The sequence below is a fragment of the Pedobacter steynii genome, assembly GCF_001721645.1.
In the GTDB taxonomy this organism is placed as follows: domain Bacteria; phylum Bacteroidota; class Bacteroidia; order Sphingobacteriales; family Sphingobacteriaceae; genus Pedobacter; species Pedobacter steynii_A.
In genome coordinates, this window is sequence record NZ_CP017141.1 from 3,823,193 (window position 1) to 3,845,032 (window position 21,840).

A 21,840-nucleotide genomic window follows, 5' to 3' on the forward strand; every position below is an offset into this window, starting at 1 on the left:
TTAAATGTCTATATTTGCCAATAACATGTTAATATACGACAAATGGAGCGAGCAAGGTTTTGCCATTTAACGGTTGATGCAGTACAGAAGGAGGCCTACGTATGGCATGAGGCCGATTGGAGGTTTTCTGATGAATGGCATGCACACCATATGGGGCAGTTGATTTTTGTAGAAAAAGGAGTGCAATACCTGCATACTGCAGAAAGGACTTATTTATTGCCTACCCATCATTGTGCCTGGATTCCTTCTGGATTGGTGCATAAGACATCCAGTCCGGTAAAACAGGTTTATCTGCGTTGCATATTTTTAAATAAAACTGCCGAAAATCCCTTTTTTAAGGAATTGAATATCTTCCATACTTCAAAGGTATTGAGAGAAATGATTCTGTTTACGGAACAATGGTCCCGTCTGGAAGAAGAGGATGCACTGGAACTGGATTTCCTTAAAGCGCTTGTTGGGATTTTACCGCTGACCTTTAATGCCGCCTTACCTCTGGTTCTTCCTGTTCCTCAGAATCCCAGAATTGCCAGTATGATTGATTACCTGACCGCTTGTGTGGAAACCGGAGGGGATATGGCGAGTGAGCTTAAGATACCTGAAGTTGCGGAGCGGTTTAACCTTTCCGCCCGGACAATGGAAAGACTTTTTAAACAGGATATCGGGATTACCGTTGCCGGATATATCAAACTATATAAAATGATCAAAGCCGTAGAGTTACTTTCTGTTTCAGGGGAGAATGTAAAGAGCGTTGCCATCAAGGTAGGTTATGATAGTGTATCCACCTTTAGCAATACTTTTTATAAAGTTCTTGGACTCCGTCCTCAGGAAATGCTGGTTTCCTGAGGGGATAGGAGATGGTTATATTTTCTGCAGGTAGGAATTAAAAAAGGGTCAACAGGAGATTTCCTGCTAACCCTTTCACCTGCGGGGGAAAGTGAGTTGTTGAATTATTGAACCGTAGAAGGTTGTTTATTTACTTTCGAAGGATCGTAATTTAGTCCCGGCGATAACCAATATAAAAGGACCATTCTGGAGTAACGGTAATTAAAAGGAGAGAATATAAATACCCCAATCAATAGAATCCCTACATAATACCACAGGTTTTCATAAGTTAATGGCAGGCCTAATACATAGGCTGCAACGGCCATGGAGATCATCTCGGCAACGTTCATGGCGTAGCTCACGAACATTGCTACATAAAAGTATCCCGGTTCGCGTTCAAATTTCAAGTCGCAATGTGGACAACGTTCGTTCATCTTCTGCACCTTGAAGCCATAGGTTGCGCCGGTGAAAACTTTACCTTCGCGGCATCTTGGGCATTTTGAATGGGTAATGCCATACCATTGAGAAACGTGTGGTGTATGATTTAATTGATCGGTGCTGTTCATATCTAGGTGTTTTAATTGTCTTGTTTTCTGAATTTATCCGGTGTGGTACCCACCTGTTTTTTAAAGAATTTTATGAAGTAGGAGTGGTCGCTAAAAGCGAGTTTCTCCGAGATTTCAGCGATAGAAAGTTCCATGTTTACCAATAGCCGTTTAGCTTCTAAAATTACCCTGTCGCGGATAAGCTGCCCTGCTGGAACACCTAAAAGGTCATTACACAAGGCATTTAAATGATTTGGAGTAATATATAACAACTCGGCGTACTGTTTAGGAAACCTCAGTTCAACGAAATTAGTTTCGATCAGTTTCTTAAAACTCTTTAGCAGGGTCTGGTTATAGGAATTGGTTTGGGTCTGTTGTTTTAAACTCAAGCCTCTGGAAACCTGAATAAAGATGTTTAACATCAATATCCTAACCAGGTCTGCATCAAATGCACGTGCTTCTTTTCCTTCATTTAGTATTTCTTCAAAGAGGGCTGCAACCTTTTCTCTCGCATCAGCTGGCAAGACCAGTACTGCATCTCCGGAGTGCTCATCAAAGAAACTGAAATTCTCCAGATACAAGGGATTGTACAAAAAGGATTTAAAATAATCCTCAGAAAAATTGATGATATAACCCTCAACCTCTGTATTAAATGACCAGCTATGAACCTGACCAGGAGTCATGAAATAGATCAAACCAGGCATTACCGGGTAATTTTGAAAATCTATGGTCTGACTGCCACTTCCGCTGGTAAAATAAACCAAATGGTAAAAGGAGTGACGGTGAGCAGAATGTAAGTGCAGGTACTGCCTGGAATAATGCCCAAACCTGCTGACAAGGATACCGGCATTTTTGTATTCCTCAAAAGTACTGATGTCGTAAACAGGGATATCATTTTTCATATACAAAGATACCCCTTAGTCCTGATTCTTAAGGGGTATTAATTCTTTATAAAATGGTACTTTTTACTGATTGTGATTTTTGTACTCTTATCGAAATGGCTATATCAGGCTTTTATTCCGTCTTCCTGTGGTGTTTTTAATTCTGTGGCCGTTTTTTTAAAGACCCAATATTTTTGTAAAATGTAGTTAAAACCGAGGGAGACGATGATATCTACCATGATCCTGCTGATTTTATAGTCCAGGCGTAGCCAGTTGGTAAAAAGATAGGTGCCTGAAGACTTGAGCGCAATGCTTCCTGCAACTACAAAGATGAATTTTGCCAGCTGGAAGCCTACAGGTGATTTATTGGCCTGATTGGCATTAAATGTCCAGTAACGGTTGATCGAGAAGTTAACAATCGCACCAATTACGCCGCCAATGGCGATAGATATGGTATAATGAATGTGAAGCAGTTCTGTACAGGCGATCATGATCAGGTAATCCAGAATTCCGCCTAAGAAAGCTGAAACCTGCGCCTTTGCAAATACATATACAGATTTCTTTCTACTCATTAAATGGCTTTTTTCTTTGCTTCCCGTTCTGCTTTATCTCTGATATCACCAAGTTTTAACAGCTTCCTGGTATCAATGAAATTAATAATAAATAAGGTAATACAGATTCCTGCAGCAAAATATTCTATTAAATGTCCAAAAATGACTTCCATAATTATAATCAACGCAAGGATGATCCTGATCTCTGTAGGACCAACCAGACCTGCATCGATACTATAGATATCCGTAATTTTATAGCGCAGTTGCGAAATGATCATTGCCCATCCATAAAGAACCACGAAAACGAAAGCAATAAGTTCATATTCATTTCTGGCATAAACCAGATAACCCAGGCCAATGAGTACGGTACTGGCCCAATCCATAATGATGTCTAAGGAAAAGCCATACCATTTACGGGGGATATTCCTGTAATAAGCAATCCTTCCGTCCAGCGAATCACCGAACCAGTTAATTGCCAGTCCTAATACCCCAAGCAATAAGTATTCCCTGCTTAGATAGGTGGCAAGGATAAATCCGGTAAGGACAAGCGCTGAACCAGCTGTACCGATGAAGGTCAGCATATCAGAAGTAATAAAGGATGGAACCCGTTTAACGAGATAGGAAATGGTGCTTTGCTCTACACCACTTAAAATATTAGTTCGCTTTCTATCCTGGAATATTCTTTTTAAAATACTGTTGTCGCCGGTAACCGGACGCGCTTCTTCTCTCAATTTGTTTTCTTCCATTCAGGCTGTATAATTATATTCCTTTAGAATATCCCGCAAAAATATGTAAATGAATCCTGACTTTAAGGAAAAAAAAGTTAAATGTTAGGTAGATCTAGCAATTGGATGACTGAAAATCTTCGATTTAATTTTTTTTTACAAAAAGTCTATTGAATTAGTAGTCTTTATTGTATCTTTGCTGACAGTAAAGTTCTTACATTTATTTACTTATCCAGAAAGACTGAGGGAAAGGCCCTGTGATGTCTTAGCAACCTGTTGAATAATAAGGTGCTAATTCCTGTCCGCCAAAGGCGGAAGAGATAAGTTGTTTGAAACCCATGCTTGTGGTTTCTCTTTGACTCATCCATTGCCTTATTTCTCGAAACTGATTAAGTAGATTTTTATTAATCTATTAAACCCATTAAAATGAGAATTTATTTAGACAACGCTGCAACAACACCATTAAACAGAGAAGTATTTTTGGCTATGGAGCCTTACTTATTTGAAAACTTCGGTAATCCTTCCTCTTCTCATTTCCATGGGAGGGAAGCAAGAGTAGCCATTGAACAGTCCAGGGGAATTATCGCGGATTTATTAAACGCCAGTCCGAGGAATATTGTTTTTACTTCCGGAGGTTCTGAAGCCGATAATACGGCGATCCTTTCCGGTATTCGTGCTAATGGTATCCGCCTGGCCATTACCACTCCATTTGAGCACCATGCGGTGCTTCATACTTTAAGGGCATTGGAAAAAAATGGAGAGATCCGGATCGTCTATTTGAAACATGATCAAAGGGGAAAGCTTTCCTTGTCCCATCTGGAGCAGCTCCTTGCAGCCAATGAGCGGGCGTTTGTGTCGGTAATGCACGGGAATAATGAGATTGGAAACCTGAATGATATTGAAACTATCGCAGCGGTCTGTAGCAAGTACCGGGCTGTTTTTCATTCAGATACCGTTCAATCTATGGGACAGTACCGGTACGATACCCAATCGTTAAATGTTGATTTTCTGGTAGGATCAGCGCATAAATTTCATGGGCCAAAGGGAATTGGCTTTCTATACAGGAACACATCCCTTGAATTACAGCCCTTAATCAATGGTGGTGCTCAGGAATACAAGCAAAGAGCCGGAACGGAAAATGTAACCGGAATCGTTGGTCTGGCCAAAGCACTTGAAATTGCCTATAGAAATCAGGCAGGCAACCAGAAACATTTAGCCAGGCTGAAAGAGAGAATGATTTTCAGGCTGACTGAAAAGATTCCTGGCATTTCTTTTAACGGGAATTCAGCGCAGAATGAAGGGACTCTGAATAGTGTATTGAGTGTCTCCCTCCCTGATTTGAAAAGCGGGATTAGTCCTCTTCATTATCTGGACCAGCATCAGATTTCGGCTTCAGGAGGTAGCGCTTGTAATAGTCATTCTGGTGCAGGATCGCATGTGCTGGCTGCTTTAGGCTATGATTTCAGCAGACCGACACTTCGTTTTTCTTTTAGTCGTTATAATACCGAAGAAGAAATTGACTTTGCAGTTGAAAAACTGGCTGGCCTGTACATCAAAGAAGCGGTGCTGGAAATTACTGAAGCCTATTAAAAAAAACAGTCCCCCAAAAAGTTAAGCTATTTCTGGGGGACATTTTATAACCTGGATTTTTTCAATTCAATCACGGTAATCTCCGGCCAGATGCCAACTCTGCCTGAAAAACCGAGGAAACCGAAGCCCCTGTTGATATTCAGGTACCGGCCATTTTCGCTGGTTATACCTGCCCAGTGTGCATATCTGTACTTAACGGGACTCCATTTGATGCCAAAAGCTTCCATTCCAAACTGCATTCCATGGGTATGGCCTGATAAGGTGAGGTGGATCTTCGAAGGCCATTTTTTGACTTCTGAATCCCAGTGAGTAGGATCGTGGGAGAGTAATACTTTAAAACTTTTCGGGTCAACATCAGTCAGGGCCTTATGCAGATCTCCACGTTCGCCAAATCCAATTCCCCAATTTTCAACACCGGCAAGGATGATCTTTTGGCCGTCTTTTTCCAGTGCAACGTGTTCGTCCAGTAAAAGACGATAACCCATTTCGCCATGATGCCTTTTTAAATCCTGTAAATTGGCTTGTTTAATGGTTTCGTTTTCCCATTTTACATAATCTCCATAATCGTGGTTCCCAAGAATGGAAAACTGGCCGTAGGGTGCTTTTACCTGCGAGAAATGTCCCATCCATGGCACAATCTCTTCTGCTTTATTGTTAACAAGGTCGCCAGTAAATACAAAAACATCTGAATTCTGCGCTTTAATCAGGTCTATTCCTCTTTGTACCGCTTTAGCATTCTTGAAGCTACCTGCATGTACGTCAGAGATCTGGGTGATCGTAAAACCATCAAAATTTTCAGGGAGATCATCGAAGTATAAAGTATGTTTAATCACACGATAAGCATATTTTCCCCTGATGATACCATATAAAAAGATGAGTACCGTAATTCCAAAGAGTACCAGTCCAAACTCCACCCAGTAGACATTTCTTGCAGCTCCTGTAATCAACCGGTAACCATCACCCAGAAATAAGACGATGAAAAAAACCAGCTCACTTGCCAGTAATACAAGGAAAGTATGGGTGGTGATTTTAAAGAAAATATCCATTCCATTGTCCCGCATCCTTTGAATAGAATAGGCGAGGGAAACTGTAATGAAAATAATGAAACCCCAGAAAACAGGGCTAAGCCAGGTACTGATCGTTAAAGTCTGGATTCCGGAGAGCACATACCAGTTTAATAAAAAGACAAATGTTGCGATAACAACAAAAGGTAAAAGATTGATTTTTCTCTTCATAGAAATTTTAAACTAAATAAAAGTACTGTATCAGTCTTGATTTTAGGTGTATGAAAACCAATTTGACATTGTTAAGATGATTGCCGAAATGAATTTGTGCAGCTGATGATCCGTAAGTGTATGTCTGATCTGTAATAACCCGGCTTAAGAAGCGCTTAAGGTGATGCCAATCAGGGACTAATAAGTAAAAAAGAAGATTTTTTGTTTGCTTTTTATGTAAAATAAATCACTGTAATACAGCTTATTACATATTTTTTACAAATACAATATACGACTAAACCTATATACTTTATATATTTGCTGTATGAACCAAACAATTTACAACGGAAATCTGATGTTTACCCACTGCATGTGTAGGTAGTGATTTCGGCTGTAGAGAATAAAAATATTTAAAAGCTTCTTCAGTCTCCCAGGCAGAAGGAGCTTTTTTCAAATAAGACCAAACGTACTATGCAAAGTTTTAGAACAGAGTTAGAAAATCCTGTTGTTGAAAAGGATATCATTGATCTTGAAAAAAAGATCAGAGAATTCCGTGAAGGGAAAATTCATGAAGAGAAATTTAGGAGCCTTCGCCTGGCCCGTGGTGTTTACGGACAAAGGCAGCCGGGGGTACAAATGGTACGTATTAAACTACCTTTTGGAAAAGTAACTTTTAAGCAACTCTTGCGCATTGCGGATGTTTCTGATGAGTATGGAAGTGGAAATCTACATTTAACTACCAGACAAGACATTCAGATTCATTATGTGAGCCTGGACAGGACCCCTCAGTTGTGGCAGGAGCTGGAACAGGATGATGTAACCATTCGTGAGGCTTGTGGTAATACCGTAAGGAATGTTACCTCTTCACCGGATTCGGGAATTAATCCGAATGAGTTGTTTGATGTTTCTCCTTATGCCCATGCTTTCTTTACTTATTTTTTGAGAAACCCTATTTGTCAGGAGATGGGTAGAAAGATTAAATTTTCTTTCTCCTCTGATGAAAAGGATACTGCATACAGCTATATTCATGACCTTGGTTTTATCCCAAAAATCAATGAAAAGGGAGAACGTGGTTTTAAAGTAATGCTGGGTGGCGGCCTGGGCGCACAACCTTTCCTGGCGAGTTTTGTACATGATTTTTTGCCGGAAGACCAGATCATTCCTTATGCAGAGTCTGTTTTAAGGGTGTTTGACCGTTATGGAGAGCGAACCAACCGCAATAAAGCACGTTTAAAATATTTAGTCCAGAAACTGGGACTCGAAGAATTGCTCAGGTTAATTGAGGAAGAAAGAGTCGCCAATAAATCCAAGTCCTTTCCGATCGACAGAGATACTGTTCCTTTGCCGGAGCCTCCGGCTTTGCTGGAATATCCTGAGCTTGATATTATCAATACCCTGGAGTATCAACACTGGCGTGCAACCAATGTGGTTGAACAAAAGCAGAAAGGTTTTTATGGTGTATATGTGAAAGTTCCTGTCGGTGATATTAAAACAGATCGGGCACGTAAACTGGTGGAAGGGATTTCCCCTTATGTTGCCGATGAGATCCGTATTACTCAAAATCAGGGATTATTATTAAAATTCGTGAGAGAAGGTGCTCTGCCTTCCCTATATTTAGAACTGAAAGCGTTGGATTTTGCAACCCCTGGATTTGACAGTATTGGAGATGTGACGACCTGCCCGGGTACAGATACCTGTAATCTCGGAATTTCGAACAGCATGTCCCTTTCGGTTGCCCTGGAAGAAGTGATTTATGAGGAATTTCCGGAACTGATTTATGATAAAGAAATCAAGATTAAAATCAGTGGATGTATGAATTCCTGTGGCCAGCATGGTCTGGCACATATCGGATTTCATGGCAGTTCTGTTAAGGCCAATGGGAAAGTTGTCCCGGCAGTACAGGTGATGTTGGGCGGTGGTACAGTAGGTGATGGAATCGGAAGGGTAGCGGAAAGAGTAATTAAAGCACCTTCAAAACGTGCTACAGCTGTACTGAGAACAATTTTAAATGACTTTAGTGCAAATGGAGAGGCCAGCGAAAGCTTTCACCATTATTACGACAGACAAGGGAAGGATTATTTTTACCAGTTGTTAAAGCCACTGGCCGATCTGACCAATCTGAAGGATGAAGAATATGTAGACTGGGGTCATGAGGAAATTTTTAACACGGCAATAGGCGTGGGAGAATGTGCCGGAGTAGTGATTGACCTGGTTGCGACCTTGCTTTTAGAGGCAGGAGAGAAACTGAGCTGGGCCAGGGCATCATTTGCAGCAGGAGCATGGTCTGATGCCATTTATCATACTTATGCTGTATTTGTAAATAGTGCAAAAGCATTGTTATTAGATAAGGGAGTAAACAGCAGTACGCAGATTGGTGTCATTCGTGAGTTTGATGCACATTATGTGGAAACAGGCGAGGTTAAATTAAAAAGTACCTTCAACGAGCTGGTGTTACAGATCAACAAGAACGAGCCTTCGGCGGAATTTGCTACGGCTTATTTGAACGAAGTGGAGAATTTTTATCAACAGATTACTGCAAAACGAGAGGAGAAAATTTAATGATCACTCAAAATATAAATCATAAAGAACCCAGGATTACCCTGGTAGGTGCCGGACCAGGTGATCCTGAATTGATCACCATGAGAGGGGCAAATGCCTTGAAATCTGCAGATGTTGTCTTGTACGATGCTTTAGTGAATGAAGGCATATTGGATTATGCAGGCCCGGATGCCATCAAGGTGTATGTGGGCAAGCGCTCCGGAGAACATTCTTACGCTCAGGATGCGATCAATAAACTGATGGTAGACTATGCGATTAATTATGGGCATGTGGTGCGCTTAAAAGGTGGTGATCCTTTTGTTTTTGGCAGGGGATATGAAGAACTAGATTTCGCAGCTGGTTACAGCATTCCCGTAACCGTTGTTCCAGGTTTATCGAGCTCAATCTCTGTACCCGGGTTACAACAAATTCCGGTCACACACAGAGGCTTAAGCGAAAGCTTCTGGGTGGTAACAGGGACGACGACCTCGGGAAAGATCTCCAACGATCTTTATGAAGCCGCCAGATCTAAAGCAACAGTAGTTGTACTAATGGGTTTAGGCAAGCTGAAAGAGATTGTGAAGCTTTTCCAGAATGAAGGAAAAGGGCAGCTGCCGGTTGCGGCGATTCAAAGTGGCTCCACAGAAAATGAGAAACTTGCCATTGGCATTGTAGATACGATTGTGGAAGTAGTAGAAGAAAAAGGAATTGAAGCACCTGCCTTACTTGTGTTTGGAGAGGTAGTTTCCTTACATCCTTCTTTCCTGCCGATCAGGGAATTTTTCAACGCGCTTAAAGAGGAACAATAGAGCATATGGAAGGCAACCAATTATTTCCTGTCTTCATCAAGTTAAATACCATACATACGTTGCTGATTGGTGCCGGACCTGTGGGACTGGAGAAATTATCGGCGATACTAACAAATAGTCCGGAGGCCCGGGTAACGGTAATTGCATTGGATATTTTGCCCGAATTGCGGGAACTGGCCGAAGGTTATGAAAAAGTGAAACTGATCCAAAGGGAATTCGATACAGCGGATCTGGATGATGCAGATCTGGTGGTCGCTGCGACAAATAATGAAACGCTGAATCAGCAAATCAGAACGGCGGCAGATCAGCGTAACCTCCTGGTGAATTTTGCTGATAAGCCGGATCTTTGTAATTTTTATCTGGGATCCATTGTAAAAAAAGGAGACCTGAAAATTGCGATTTCCACGAATGGAAAGTCGCCAACCATAGCAAAGCGACTGAAAGAAGTGCTGAATGATAATTTACCTGAAGAGCTGAATGATACCTTACAGCAAATGCAGGCACTTAGAAATACATTGAATGGTAATTTTACTTCGAAAGTTAAAAAGCTCAATGAAGTGACCGCCATTCTGGTGAAGGAAAAAAATGAGGATAAGGTAAAGAAGAATTTTAAATGGCTGATCTGGACCTCCATTATTTTTTCCTTTGGAATTGTGATTGCTGCCTTCTGGCATAAGGAACCTGAATTCCAGGCTTATATTGCTCAGCTGAATCCGATGTTTTACTGGTTCCTGATTGGCGGGTTTATTTTTGCCATGATCGATGGTGCCATTGGAATGTCGTATGGTGTAACTTCTACTTCATTCTCTCTGGCGATGGGTGTTCCACCTGCATCAGCGAGTATGGGGGTACATTTATCAGAGATTTTGAGCAACGGAATTGCAGGATGGATGCATTATCGTTTTGGAAATGTGAACTGGAAACTGTTTCGTATTTTATTGATTCCTGGAATTGTAGGTGCAGTGGTCGGTGCTTATCTGCTCTCTTCCCTGGAACATTACAGTCACTACACCAAACCTTTGGTTTCTTTATATACCTTGATTCTGGGTGGAGTAATTCTATCCAAAGCGTTTAAGGTAAACCAGAAACATAAAAATCCAAAAGGGAAAATAAAGAAAATTTCTCTGCTGGGACTGTTTGGTGGTTTTATTGATGCTGTTGGCGGCGGTGGATGGGGATCTATTGTTTTATCGAGCTTAATTGCGGGAGGGCGAAACCCAAGGTTTTCTTTGGGAACGGTAAAGATTACGCGCTTCTTTATTGCCTTAATGAGCTCGCTGACTTTTATCACCATGTTAAACGGAGCGCATTGGGAAGCGGTAGCCGGGTTAGTTATTGGCAGTGCGCTGGCATCGCCAATCGCGGCAAGGGTTTCCAATAAAATCTCTGTGAAGACCATTATGGTATCAGTCGGAGTGCTGGTGGTGTTGGTCAGCCTTCGCAGCATTGTCAATTTTATCCTTAAACTAGTATAGTCATGAAAGTAGATTTAGCAGAAATAGCGGCCCAAATAAAAGATAAAGATCCTGTGGAGGCGCTGAGGTATTTTGCCATCACTTACCCTGGAAAAATTGTATTCTCTACCAGTTTTGGATGGGAGGATCAGGTGATTACACATATGATCTTTGCCAATGATATTCCGATTGAAGTGTTTACCCTGGAAACAGGAAGGCTCTTCCCGGAAACCTATTACGTATGGAACCGGACGCTGGAAAATTATAAAAAGCCGATTCTGGCCTATCATCCACAGGCAGAAGCCCTGCAGGAAATGGTCAATGCGAAAGGACCGAGCAGCTTTTATGAAAGCGTGGAAAACAGAAAAGAATGTTGTCATATCCGTAAACTGGAGCCCCTGAAACGGGCCCTGGCTGGTAAAGACTGCTGGATTACAGGAATACGTTCAGAGCAGTCCTTAAACAGACATGATATGGCTAATATCGAATGGGATGCACAAAATGAGTTGTTAAAGTTCCATCCCATTTTCTTCTGGTCGCTGGAAGAAATAAAAGCGTACATCAAGAAACACAATATTGTATACAACACCCTGCACGATAAAGGATTTCCGAGCATAGGATGTGCCCCTTGTACGAGAGCAGTACGGGAAGGTGAAGATTTCAGAGCCGGACGCTGGTGGTGGGAAGATCAATCAAAGAAAGAATGTGGTTTACATGCCACTTCGTAATTAAAAGAAAATGAGTAAGTACAATTTAGACTATTTAGACGAACTGGAGGCCGAGGCGATTCACATCTTACGTGAAGTAGCAGGGCAATTTGAGAAACCAGCATTGTTATTCTCCGGAGGTAAGGATTCCATTACCCTGGTCAGGCTTGCTGAAAAAGCATTCAGACCGGGAAAGTTCCCTTTTCCCTTAGTACATATTGATACGGGGCATAACTTTGAAGAAACCATCGCCTACCGTGATCATATGGTGGAGCGCCTGGGGGAAAAACTGATCATCGGTCATGTTCAGGAATCTATTGATCAGGGCAAAGTAGTGGAACAAACCGGAAAAAATGCCAGCAGAAATGCCTTGCAAACCGTAACCCTTTTGGATACCATTGCCAAACATGGTTTTGATGCCTGTATTGGTGGTGCCCGCAGAGACGAAGAAAAAGCAAGGGCTAAAGAACGAATCTTTTCAGTAAGGGATGAATTCGGACAATGGGATCCGAAACGTCAGCGTCCGGAGCTTTGGAACATCTATAACGGAAAAATCCATAAAGGAGAAAACGTCAGGGTATTCCCAATCAGCAACTGGACAGAGCTTGATGTATGGAACTATGTGAAAAGAGAAAATATAGATCTTCCTTCTATCTATTTTGCCCACTATAGGGATTGTATTACCAGAAACGGACAATTGATGGCGGCTTCTCCATTCCTGAATATGGATGAAGAAGACATCGTCGAAAACAAGAAAGTTCGTTTCCGTACGGTAGGAGATATGAGCTGTACTGCAGCTGTGGAATCTGAAGCAGATGAAATAGGAGATATCATTGCCGAGATCAGTGCATCAAAAATTAGTGAACGTGGAGCCCGCATGGACGATAAAGTATCTGAAGCTGCTATGGAAGACCGCAAAAAAGGAGGGTATTTTTAATGAATTTATTGAAATTTTTTACAGCAGGAAGTGTAGATGACGGAAAGAGTACACTTATCGGGCGACTGCTTTACGATACAGATTCTATTCTGGCTGATCAGCTGGAAGCTTTACAACAGTCCAACCGCAAAAATGACGACGGAACAATTGATCTGGCTATTCTGACGGATGGACTCAGAGCAGAAAGGGAACAAGGGATCACTATAGATGTGGCTTATAAGTATTTTCAGACTGATAAACGCAAATTTATCATTGCAGATACTCCGGGGCATATTCAGTATACCCGTAATATGGTTACCGGAGCCTCTACTGCTAAACTGGCGATCATTTTAATCGATGCCAGAAATGGTGTTGTAGAACAAACCATCAGGCATTCTTACCTTGTGTCTTTATTGGGGATTGAGCATGTTGTGGTGGCTTTGAATAAAATGGATATGGTAGATTACAGTGAAACTGTATTTAATGCCATCACTGAAAAATATAAAACTCTGGCAGCCGAACTGAAATTAAAGGAGGTTACTTTTATTCCTGTAAGTGCGCTGAAAGGAGACAATATTGTTCATGAGTCCAAACACATGAGCTGGTATCAGGGACGTAGCTTACTTCACTTCCTGGAAACAGTTGATGTTGAAGATAAACAAAGTTATAACCTGGCGAGAATGCCCGTTCAGTGGGTGGTGAGGCCGCAAACAGATGAGCTTCACGATTATAGAGGTTACGCAGGAAGAGTGCTGAGTGGTTCTTTTAAAGTGAATGATAAGGTGACGGTATTGCCATCAGGAAGCAGTTCTGTTATTGAAAGAATAGAAATCTTTGATCAGCAGCCGGAAGAGGTGTATGCAGGGCAATCTGTTACCCTTCATCTGAAAGACAATGTAGACATCAGCAGAGGAGATGTGCTTGTAAATGCAGACCATTTACCACAACACTCTAAGTTGATTGAAGCAGATGTTTGCTGGATGGATACCCGTCCGCTTGATGAAAGTATTACTTATCTGTTGCAGCACAACAGCAAGGTCACGAAGGCGAGGATCAATGAGATTGTTTATAAGGTTGACATCAATACTTTGGAGAAACAAAGTGCGGTTGATTTTAAACTCAATGATATCGGAAGGGTGGTTATTAAGACTGCCGATGAGCTGGCTTTTGATCTTTACACTGATAATAAAGCCAATGGCGCCGCGATTTTGATTGATAGCAGGACTAATTTGACTGTTGCTGCATTGATGTTCAGGGCAATAGCAGATTATTAGATTCATTAGAAATATTACTTTAAAAAAAGAAGCATTACTAATCAAAGGCTGGAATCTTTTGCGCTGAAGGAGCGCAAATCTTCCTATGCCTTTTCTTAGAACGCTTCTTTTTTTTGATGATTATTCCATGAAAGACAGATCGCCATTCCGGTTATAGATCATGATCTTTCCAATTTGATCTGCAATTCCCTTTCCATTGATGAGTTCTATCAAATGGAGCGAGCTGTCTAATCCAGAGGTGATTCCAGCAGCGGTCAGCAGTTTGCCATCTTCTACGAAACGAACCTTTTCTACGATTTGGATTTTGGGGTTTTGTTTCAGCTGGTCCAGAGCAAGGTAATGGGTTGTGGCCTTCTTTCCATCCAGGATACCGGCATTTGACAATAGTAGTGCGCCTGTACAAACCGACATGGTCAGTTTTGTTCTTTCATTTTGTTTGTTAATCCATTTAAAGAGTTCAGGTTGATTGTTGACGATACTGATGATCACTTCAGGTGCGGCACCAGGAACGATCAGGATATCTGCCTGGGGTGCATTTTCAAAGGAATAGGTGGACTGCATCCGTACGGTTCCTCCTTCTGAAGCTACGGAATGTTTGCTGGAAGCAGATACCGTATATAAATGATAGCTGGGATCGATCACATTGGCCTTTGTGAAGACATCTATCGGGCCGTTCAGGTCCATTGCTTCTACCTGATCATAGATCAGAAACGCAACATTGATCTTCTTTTTTTCTTTTTTCATTTCCAGCAGGGGAGTGACTGAACTTTGTGCCTGACCGGCCACAGCGGATCCGAGAATTGAAGCGAGGACAATAAGTGTTTTTACTGATTTCATGTTTTTTGAATTGTGATGTGATTTATTGGACAATACGGGTGTAATACAATGATTGAAAATCATTGTTCAGGCTATCTGAAGCCATTATTTTGAATTAAATTTTAGGAAGATCCAAACAGATTCCGGTAATAGGAGGGACTGGTATCCAGGTGGCGTAAAAATGCTTTTCTCATGGTATCTGAGCTACCGAAACCGCACTTTTCCGCAATCTCATCCAGGGAGAGTCTCGTTTCTTCCAAAAAACTCCGGCCTGACTCTACACGAAGCTTTTCAATGTATCGTGCCGGGGTAAATCCCGTTTCTATATGGAATACCCTGGCGAAATTTCTTGGGCTCATGGCCAGCCGGCTGGCCAGGCCTTCCACATTCAGGTTTTCCTGTAAGTGACCGGTGATCCATAATTGCAGATCCCGGATCGGCTTTTTACTGGAAAGCTGTTGGTTAAGCAGGTTGCTGAACTGAGATTGGTTGCCTGGTCTGCGGAGGTATAATACCAGATATCTGGCAATTGTTAAGGCAACCTCCGGACCATGATCTTCCTCTACCAGTGCCAATGCGAGATCAATACCGGCTGATGCTCCTGCTGAGGTATAGATGTTTCCATCTTTAACAAAAATCGGATCAGGATGAACATCGATATCCTGATAGGAGCTGCGGAGCTCCTGACAGTTCATCCAATGTGTTGTTGCCCGTCTGTTACGGAGCAAGCCTGCTTCTGCCAGGACAAATGCCCCGATACATACTGAACCGACCCTCCGAATTTCAGGGGCATTAACTTTTATCCATTCTACCAGTTTCGGATGACTTTTCCATTCCCTATGACCAGGAAATCCGGCAATCAATAGGGTGTCAATCTTTTGCGTCACCTGATATATGCTGCTTTTACTCCGGATCAGAATTCCACTTCTAGTGCTGATTTCAAGATCTTCTGTCGCAGATACCGTGAGTACCTCGTAGTCCATATCTTTATTTATTTCAGGAGGAAAGAAATAATTTGCTCCGGTAAATACATCCGCAGGGCCTATAATGTCAAGTGTTAAGGCATCAGGCATCGCCACAATAACAACTAATCGCTTCTCCATTGATCTTTATATTACGCCACAAAGGTAAGGTTGGGCTGCTCTGTCTGCAATGACAAGTTTGCGTCGATTCCTGCCAAATGCTGATGTCTCTGTTATGGACTTTTTGCCCCATAACTCTGCTCTTTTTTCCCTTCTCCAGCTTTATTCCATGTAAATATGTATTCCTTAAAAAGATTTCCGTCTTTGAATAGCATATCTTTTTTAAGAAATAATTTCCAGTAATAATTGCCATTCTACCTGCTATTCCCTAATTTAAGATACTTTTTAACCCCCAAATAAAATTATGGAGATTATACACCTGAGTGCAGAATGTTATCCTATTGCCAAAGTAGGAGGTCTTGGTGATGTTGTAGGCGCTTTGCCTAAATACCAGAATAAGCTTGGCCATGTTGCAAAGGTGGTCATGCCTGCTTACCAGACAAAATTCATGCAGGAGAATGAGTTTGAGGTGGTTTATGATGGATGGGGAAAGCTGGGCTTCCATAATTTCCCTGTGCGCATATTCAGGGAAAAAACCAATAAGCTGGGTTTTGACCTTTACCTGGTGCACATCTCCGGACTGCTGGACCGGCCAAATGTATACGGATATGACGACGATACGGAGCGTTTTCTCGCCTATCAGATAGCGGTGCTTGACTGGATTACCCAATGGGAGCACCGTCCGGATGTTGTTCATTGTCATGATCACCATACTGGTTTAGTTCCATTTATGATGGCTTATTGTCATCAGTTCAAAAGACTGAGTACTGTACCTACAATTTTAACCATACACAATGCACAATATCAGGGGCAGTTTGGTTGGGACAAGCTTCATTATGTTCCTCCATTCGACTTGTGGAAATCTGGCCAGCTGGACTGGCGTGGTTCTATCAATCCATTGGCTTCGGCCATAAAATGTGCCTGGAGGGTCACTACGGTCTCACCAAGTTATCTCGAGGAGATTAGCTTCAGGGCTAACGGACTGGAAGACCTGCTTGCGCAGGAACGTGAAAAATCTGTTGGAATTCTAAATGGAATTGACAATGAAGTATGGGATCCACAGCATGATCCTATGCTGGAAAAAAAATATGCGATCCGAACGGTAGAAAATGGAAAAAAGGCAAACAAAGAAGCCTTATGTCGTGTTTTCAATTTGGATCCTCTGAAACCACTCTTTACTTTCATAGGGCGATTAGTCGGAGAAAAGGGAGCCGACCTCTTACCGGATATATTTTATAATGCTTTATTACAGGCTAATGGAGGTATAAATGTTTTGGTTTTAGGGTCTGGTGATCCGCAGGTGGAAGGAAGATTAATGCAATTGAAAGAAGCTTTCCCGGGAAATTATAATGCTTATATTGGCTATAACGAACAGTTGTCTCATCAAATATATGCGGGGGCAGATTTTCTGCTGATGCCAAGCAGGGTGGAACCATGTGGTTTAAACCAGATGTATGCCTTGAGATATGGGACTGTTCCGATTGTGCGAAGGATTGGAGGGTTAAAGGATACGGTAATTGATATTGGGGATGGTGGATTTGGCATTTGTCATGATCAGACCAGTGTCTGGGATGTGGGACATGCGATAGGAAGAGCATACGAGCTTTACTACGATGAGAAACACCTAAAGGAGATCCGTAAATATATGATGCAATTAGACCACTCATGGGATAGAGCGGCACAACAATACATTGATTTGTACCAAATATAATAAACTGAATAGCTATGACTGATAAAGTATTGGGGGTCATCCTTGGTGGTGGCCAGGGGTCGAGGCTGTCCCCACTGACACAAACGCGCTCTAAACCAGCGGTTCCTATAGCCGGAAAATACAGGCTGGTTGATATTCCCATTTCAAACTGCTTAAATTCAGGCATACACCGCATGTTCGTTCTTACACAGTTTAATTCAGCATCGCTGAACAAACACATTAAGAACACCTACCATTTCAGCCATTTTAGTGCTGCTTTTGTCGATATTCTGGCTGCGGAACAGACACCTGATAACCCAACCTGGTTTCAGGGAACTGCCGATGCCGTGAGGCAAACGATGCACCACCTGTTGAATCATGAATTTGAATACGTGCTCATCCTGTCAGGAGATCAATTGTATCAGATGGATTTCAATAAGATGGTAAATGCGCATATCGAAAGTGGCGTGCAAATCACATTGGCAACGATTCCTGTGACGGCGAAAGAGGCTCCTGATTTTGGGATATTGAAATCCAACGAGCAAAACATCATCACTTCATTTATAGAAAAACCTGCTACTTCATTGCTGGCCGACTGGACTTCGGATACCGGAGAAGAGATGCGTGCAGAGGGCCGTGAGCACCTGGCATCAATGGGGATCTATATTTTTAACAGGGACCTGCTGATTAAAATATTTGCAGAGAATGCGGATGAAAAGGATTTCGGAAAGGAAATTATTCCACGCATGTTGAACACCTATGATGTGTTGAGCTATCAATATGACGGATATTGGACCGATATAGGAAACATCTCTTCTTTCTTTGACGCCAATCTGGGGCTGACCGATGACCTACCTAAATTTAACCTTTTTGATAGCCACCACAGCATTTTTACACGTCCGCGTATGTTGCCTCCTTCCAAAATATTAGGAACAACACTGGATAAGGCGATCATTGCAGAAGGTTGTATTTTACATGCAAAAAGTATCAAACATTCAGTAATCGGTATTCGTGCAAGGATAGGAAAAGATACAACAATCGATAGTTGTTATATTATGGGCAGCGATAAATATCAGATTCTTGAGGAGATGGAAGTTGATTTGCAAAATAAGAAACCATGGATCGGGATCGGCGACAGGTGTGTCATTTCCAATGCCATATTAGATAAAAACTGCAGGATCGGAAATGATGTGCAAATCATTGGCGGAGCACATCTTCCGGATAGCGATCAGGCACTTTATACGGTAAAAGATGGCATTGTTGTCGTGAAAAAAGGAGCCGTTATTCCAGATGGCACAATCATTTAAATGATTAACTATTGATAGCGGAAGACCAATGAGAATACTGTTTTTTCAAAAGGGACAGAATTGACTTCAAGACTTCCGTGATGCATCTTCATAATGTTTCGGGTAATGGTAAGGCCAATACCCGAACCATTTTTTCTGGTGGTAAAAAAGGGTACAAATATTTTTTCGATAAGTTCGGCATCAATCCCTTTTCCATTGTCCGTTACTTCCAGGTATAACTTATTCTGATCCAGTCGGTAATTGATTTCAATTACGGGATGTTCAGCTTCTTCCAATGCATAAATACTATTGGTTACGAGATTGATTAAGGCCTGTTCTACCAGTTTCAAATCAATTTGTATCGTGATTTTAGAGGAAGTCTGTTCCACTTTAAGCATGATATTTCTCCCATTTGCAAAGGGCTGCATCAGTACTTTGATGTGCTGCAGGATCTCTCCGATGGTGTGGTATTCCAGGTCTGGCGTAGGAAGTTCTGCAATCAGTCGGTAGTCTTTTACAAAGTCCAATAATCCCTCAGACCTTCTTTTAATTGTTTTTATCGCTGGTTTTAAATCTTCCAGGTCTTCATGGCTTAAGGTTTCTTTATTGGCTATCATGCTGTTTACCGTATCAGAAAGAGAACTGATCGGGGTAATAGAATTGAGAATCTCATGAGAGATCACCCCAATGAGTCTGTTCCAGGCCTCACTTTCTTTCTGTTCAATCTCATCCTTAATATTTTGAAACGAAATAATGGTGTAATCTGTAAGGTATAGATTAAGAGGGATCACTTCTGTTGACAGCTGAATCAGCTTGTCCTGAATCTTCAGCTCCATAAAGCGTTTTCCACCTTTGCCGATTGCTTCAATCTCTTTAGAAAAATCCGGACTGTGCTGCGCTACCCTATGCCAGTATTTATAGGTTGGAATGCCTAGTAGACTGGTCGCCGCCTGATTAAAGAAAACAATTTCTGTTTGTTTTGAGTCCAATGCGTTGTCTTTAATTACAATTACTCCCACCGGCACCTGCTCCAGGATCGCTTTTATCAGCTGGAACATGGAATCCTTCTCCAGTTGTATGTCTTTCTGGGTTTGTATGATGTCATTAAAGGATTCATAAAGTTCAGGAAAACTACCTTTTGTGGCCTTGTTTCTAAAATTAAGGGTACTGTCACGGGTTTTTACGGCCAGGATAAAGCGCTTGATATCTTCCCGGATCTGATTGATATAAAAGTATAGGTTCATCAGGGCGGCAACCAATATGATTGCCAGGCCTGCTATCGTGAACCAGAGTTCTGTTTTTCTGATCAGATAGTATAGTAGAATGGCTAGAGCATTAATCAGTACGAGCCTGCTGATTAAGCGGAAGGTAAAGCGGTTATAAAAGGTCATAGGTCAAATTTTTCTATGCGCCTGTACAGTGCAGCGCGGGTGAGACCCAGTTCAAGGGCGGCCCTTGAAATATTGCCTTTATGTTTATCTATTGCCTTCTGAACCATCAGTTTTTCCATTTCTTCCAGCCCCATTTCAGGTTGGATTACTGTATTTCCTCCAAATTTCTGAGGGCTCAGTTGTAAGTCGCCGCTGCTGATTTCCATCCCATCGGCCATGATTACTGCCCGTTCAATCACATGCTGCAGCTCGCGTACATTTCCCGGCCAGTGGTAGGCCAGTAACAGGTGCTCTGCTTTAGGCTCGAACTTATACAGGCTTTTATGGTATTTGGTGCTGAAACTTTGTAAAAAGTGGTTTGCCAGCAGAATGATGTCTTCTCCGCGTTGCGCCAGCCCCGGAAGCAATAGCTCAACGGTATTAATCCGGAACAACAAATCCTGTCTGAAAGTTCCTTTGCCGACCATCTCATTGAGGGGCATATTGGTTGCAGTGATTAGCCGGACATTGATTTTTCGCTCTTTACTTTCCCCTAAGCGGGTAACCGTTCTGTTCTGTAAAACGCTGAGTAACTTGGCTTGCAGGGGTTGGGATAAATTGCCGATCTCATCCAGAAATATGGTTCCTCCGTCAGCAAGTTCAAATCGTCCCGGTTTATCATCTTTGGCATCGGTAAAAGCTCCTTTTGCATAGCCGAAAAGTTCACTTTCAAAAAGGTTTTCATTCAGAGATCCCAGATCTACATGCATAAAGATGTGGTTCTTTCTAAGGGAATGTTTATGCAGTTCGTAGGCGAAAACCTGTTTACCGGTTCCATTTTCGCCTAGTATTAATACATTGGCATCCGTTGGGGCTACTTTAATCAGGGTGTTTTGCAAGTGCCTGATAGGTTCTGAATTTCCCACAATGTGTTCAAATTGCCTGGCCTGGTCTTTTTGCAGGGAGGAATGAATTTTTTCCAATTTCTTTACCTTTTTGTTGGACTGCCTTAAACGGGATGCAGCAGATAGGGTAGCAAAGAGCTTTTCATTTTCCCAGGGTTTAAGGATGAAGTCGGTGGCTCCTTTTTTTATAGCCTGAACTGCGAGTTCCACATTTCCATAGGCCGTCATCAAGATCACTACATAATCCTTATCAATAGAAAGAATGTGTTCCAGCCAGTACAGGCCTTCCCTTCCGTTACTTGCTCCTTTCTGATAGTTCATATCCAATAGGATAATGTCTATCTCATTATGACTGAGCAGTACATTGATCTCTTTTGGAGATTTGCAGGTAACGACCTGATTAAAATGTTGTTTTAAGAATAAGCGTGCACTTAATAAGATGTCATCATCGTCATCGATCACTAAAACATTTGCATCTATCATTATTATGGATTTAAACTGTACTATCTGGTTGTATCATCCAAAAATAAGAGAAACTGTTCGATGCTGTACAGCTAGTGTCCGATTATGAACGGTTTTTGATGAGGTGTTGATTTAAGTGCCTGATAATTAAATATATAATTATGTTTTTTTTGATTGGCATACCCTTGGCTTATGGCTTAGCA

The 21,840-nt window shown here is 41.8% G+C and carries 19 protein-coding genes and 1 riboswitch; of the genes, 10 read left to right on the top strand and 9 right to left on the bottom strand.

Translation table 11 applies throughout. From position 1 onward, the window contains the following. Positions 1 to 42: 42 nt before the first annotated feature. A complete protein-coding gene (locus tag BFS30_RS15960; protein ID WP_069380206.1) occupies positions 43 to 843 on the top strand; it encodes a helix-turn-helix transcriptional regulator in 801 nt (266 codons plus the stop codon). Between the two features lie 104 nt (positions 844 to 947). Here the strand turns inward: BFS30_RS15960 and BFS30_RS15965 are convergent, their stop codons facing one another. The 4 genes from BFS30_RS15965 to BFS30_RS15980 all read right to left on the bottom strand — a co-directional run bounded on the left by BFS30_RS15965 (position 948) and on the right by BFS30_RS15980 (position 3,545). Beyond that, a complete protein-coding gene (locus BFS30_RS15965; protein ID WP_069380207.1) occupies positions 948 to 1,388 on the bottom strand; it encodes a DUF983 domain-containing protein in 441 nt (146 codons plus the stop codon). Positions 1,389 to 1,399: 11 nt separating this feature from the next. Further along, entirely contained in the window at positions 1,400 to 2,269 is an 870-nt protein-coding gene (locus tag BFS30_RS15970; protein WP_069380208.1) for an AraC family transcriptional regulator, read from the bottom strand. Positions 2,270 to 2,373: 104 nt separating this feature from the next. Further along, entirely contained in the window at positions 2,374 to 2,820 is a 447-nt protein-coding gene (locus BFS30_RS15975) for a GtrA family protein (RefSeq protein ID WP_069380209.1), read from the bottom strand. Next, on the bottom strand, positions 2,820 to 3,545 hold the full coding sequence (locus BFS30_RS15980) for a CDP-alcohol phosphatidyltransferase family protein (protein ID WP_069380210.1): 726 nt from the start codon (positions 3,543 to 3,545) through the stop codon (positions 2,820 to 2,822). Before BFS30_RS15980 ends, BFS30_RS15975 begins: the two co-directional genes overlap by 1 nt. Positions 3,546 to 3,749: 204 nt before the next feature. Continuing rightward, a riboswitch (SAM riboswitch) is annotated at positions 3,750 to 3,851 on the top strand. Positions 3,852 to 3,950: 99 nt separating this feature from the next. Between BFS30_RS15980 and BFS30_RS15985 the strand changes: the two genes are divergently transcribed. After that, a complete protein-coding gene (locus BFS30_RS15985; RefSeq protein WP_069380211.1) occupies positions 3,951 to 5,114 on the top strand; it encodes a cysteine desulfurase family protein in 1,164 nt (387 codons plus the stop codon). Positions 5,115 to 5,158: 44 nt separating this feature from the next. Here the strand turns inward: BFS30_RS15985 and BFS30_RS15990 are convergent, their stop codons facing one another. Then, positions 5,159 to 6,349: a metallophosphoesterase gene (locus BFS30_RS15990; protein ID WP_069380212.1), complete on the bottom strand. Its 1,191-nt coding sequence runs from the start codon at positions 6,347 to 6,349 to the stop codon at positions 5,159 to 5,161. A 450-nt stretch (positions 6,350 to 6,799) separates the two neighbouring features. On the opposite strand from BFS30_RS15990, the gene BFS30_RS15995 reads away from it, so the two are divergent. From BFS30_RS15995 to BFS30_RS16020, 6 genes are read left to right on the top strand one after another with little or no spacing between them, the layout of a single operon-like run. Further along, positions 6,800 to 8,887, top strand: coding sequence for a HEPN domain-containing protein (locus tag BFS30_RS15995; protein WP_069380213.1), 2,088 nt, complete (start codon positions 6,800 to 6,802; stop codon positions 8,885 to 8,887). Beyond that, a complete protein-coding gene (gene cobA / locus BFS30_RS16000; RefSeq protein WP_069380214.1) occupies positions 8,887 to 9,675 on the top strand; it encodes a uroporphyrinogen-III C-methyltransferase in 789 nt (262 codons plus the stop codon). Before BFS30_RS15995 ends, cobA begins: the two co-directional genes overlap by 1 nt. 5 nt (positions 9,676 to 9,680) lie before the next feature. Then, positions 9,681 to 11,150: a TSUP family transporter gene (locus tag BFS30_RS16005; protein WP_069380215.1), complete on the top strand. Its 1,470-nt coding sequence runs from the start codon at positions 9,681 to 9,683 to the stop codon at positions 11,148 to 11,150. Between the two features lie 2 nt (positions 11,151 to 11,152). Next, positions 11,153 to 11,857 carry a phosphoadenylyl-sulfate reductase gene (locus BFS30_RS16010; RefSeq protein ID WP_069380216.1) on the top strand — a complete coding sequence of 235 codons (705 nt, stop codon included), beginning with the start codon at positions 11,153 to 11,155 and terminating at the stop codon, positions 11,855 to 11,857. 10 nt (positions 11,858 to 11,867) lie between these two features. After that, on the top strand, positions 11,868 to 12,773 hold the full coding sequence (gene cysD / locus BFS30_RS16015) for a sulfate adenylyltransferase subunit CysD (RefSeq protein WP_069380217.1): 906 nt from the start codon (positions 11,868 to 11,870) through the stop codon (positions 12,771 to 12,773). Next, positions 12,773 to 14,026, top strand: a complete 1,254-nt coding sequence (locus tag BFS30_RS16020) for a sulfate adenylyltransferase subunit 1 (protein WP_069380218.1) — start codon at positions 12,773 to 12,775, stop codon at positions 14,024 to 14,026. The genes cysD and BFS30_RS16020 overlap by 1 nt, the downstream gene beginning before the upstream one ends. A 120-nt stretch (positions 14,027 to 14,146) precedes the next feature. Here the strand turns inward: BFS30_RS16020 and BFS30_RS16025 are convergent, their stop codons facing one another. Together BFS30_RS16025 and BFS30_RS16030 are read right to left on the bottom strand one after the other, a co-directional pair. After that, a complete protein-coding gene (locus BFS30_RS16025; protein ID WP_167353156.1) occupies positions 14,147 to 14,863 on the bottom strand; it encodes a DJ-1/PfpI family protein in 717 nt (238 codons plus the stop codon). Between the two features lie 101 nt (positions 14,864 to 14,964). Then, positions 14,965 to 15,945 (bottom strand): GlxA family transcriptional regulator, encoded by a 981-nt coding sequence (locus tag BFS30_RS16030; RefSeq protein WP_069380219.1) that lies wholly within the window; start codon positions 15,943 to 15,945, stop codon positions 14,965 to 14,967. Between the two features lie 283 nt (positions 15,946 to 16,228). On the opposite strand from BFS30_RS16030, the gene BFS30_RS16035 reads away from it, so the two are divergent. Both BFS30_RS16035 and BFS30_RS16040 read left to right on the top strand, forming a co-directional pair. After that, complete coding sequence (locus BFS30_RS16035; protein WP_069380220.1) at positions 16,229 to 17,635, top strand: glycogen synthase; 1,407 nt, start codon at positions 16,229 to 16,231, stop codon at positions 17,633 to 17,635. A 14-nt stretch (positions 17,636 to 17,649) separates the two neighbouring features. Beyond that, positions 17,650 to 18,921 carry a glucose-1-phosphate adenylyltransferase gene (locus BFS30_RS16040; protein WP_069380221.1) on the top strand — a complete coding sequence of 424 codons (1,272 nt, stop codon included), beginning with the start codon at positions 17,650 to 17,652 and terminating at the stop codon, positions 18,919 to 18,921. A gap of 8 nt (positions 18,922 to 18,929) precedes the next feature. On the opposite strand, the gene BFS30_RS16045 is transcribed toward BFS30_RS16040, so the two are convergent. Continuing rightward, positions 18,930 to 20,291: a sensor histidine kinase gene (locus BFS30_RS16045; RefSeq protein WP_069380222.1), complete on the bottom strand. Its 1,362-nt coding sequence runs from the start codon at positions 20,289 to 20,291 to the stop codon at positions 18,930 to 18,932. Further along, positions 20,288 to 21,658 (bottom strand): sigma-54-dependent transcriptional regulator, encoded by a 1,371-nt coding sequence (locus tag BFS30_RS16050; protein WP_069380223.1) that lies wholly within the window; start codon positions 21,656 to 21,658, stop codon positions 20,288 to 20,290. Before BFS30_RS16050 ends, BFS30_RS16045 begins: the two co-directional genes overlap by 4 nt. Positions 21,659 to 21,840: the final 182 nt, after the last annotated feature.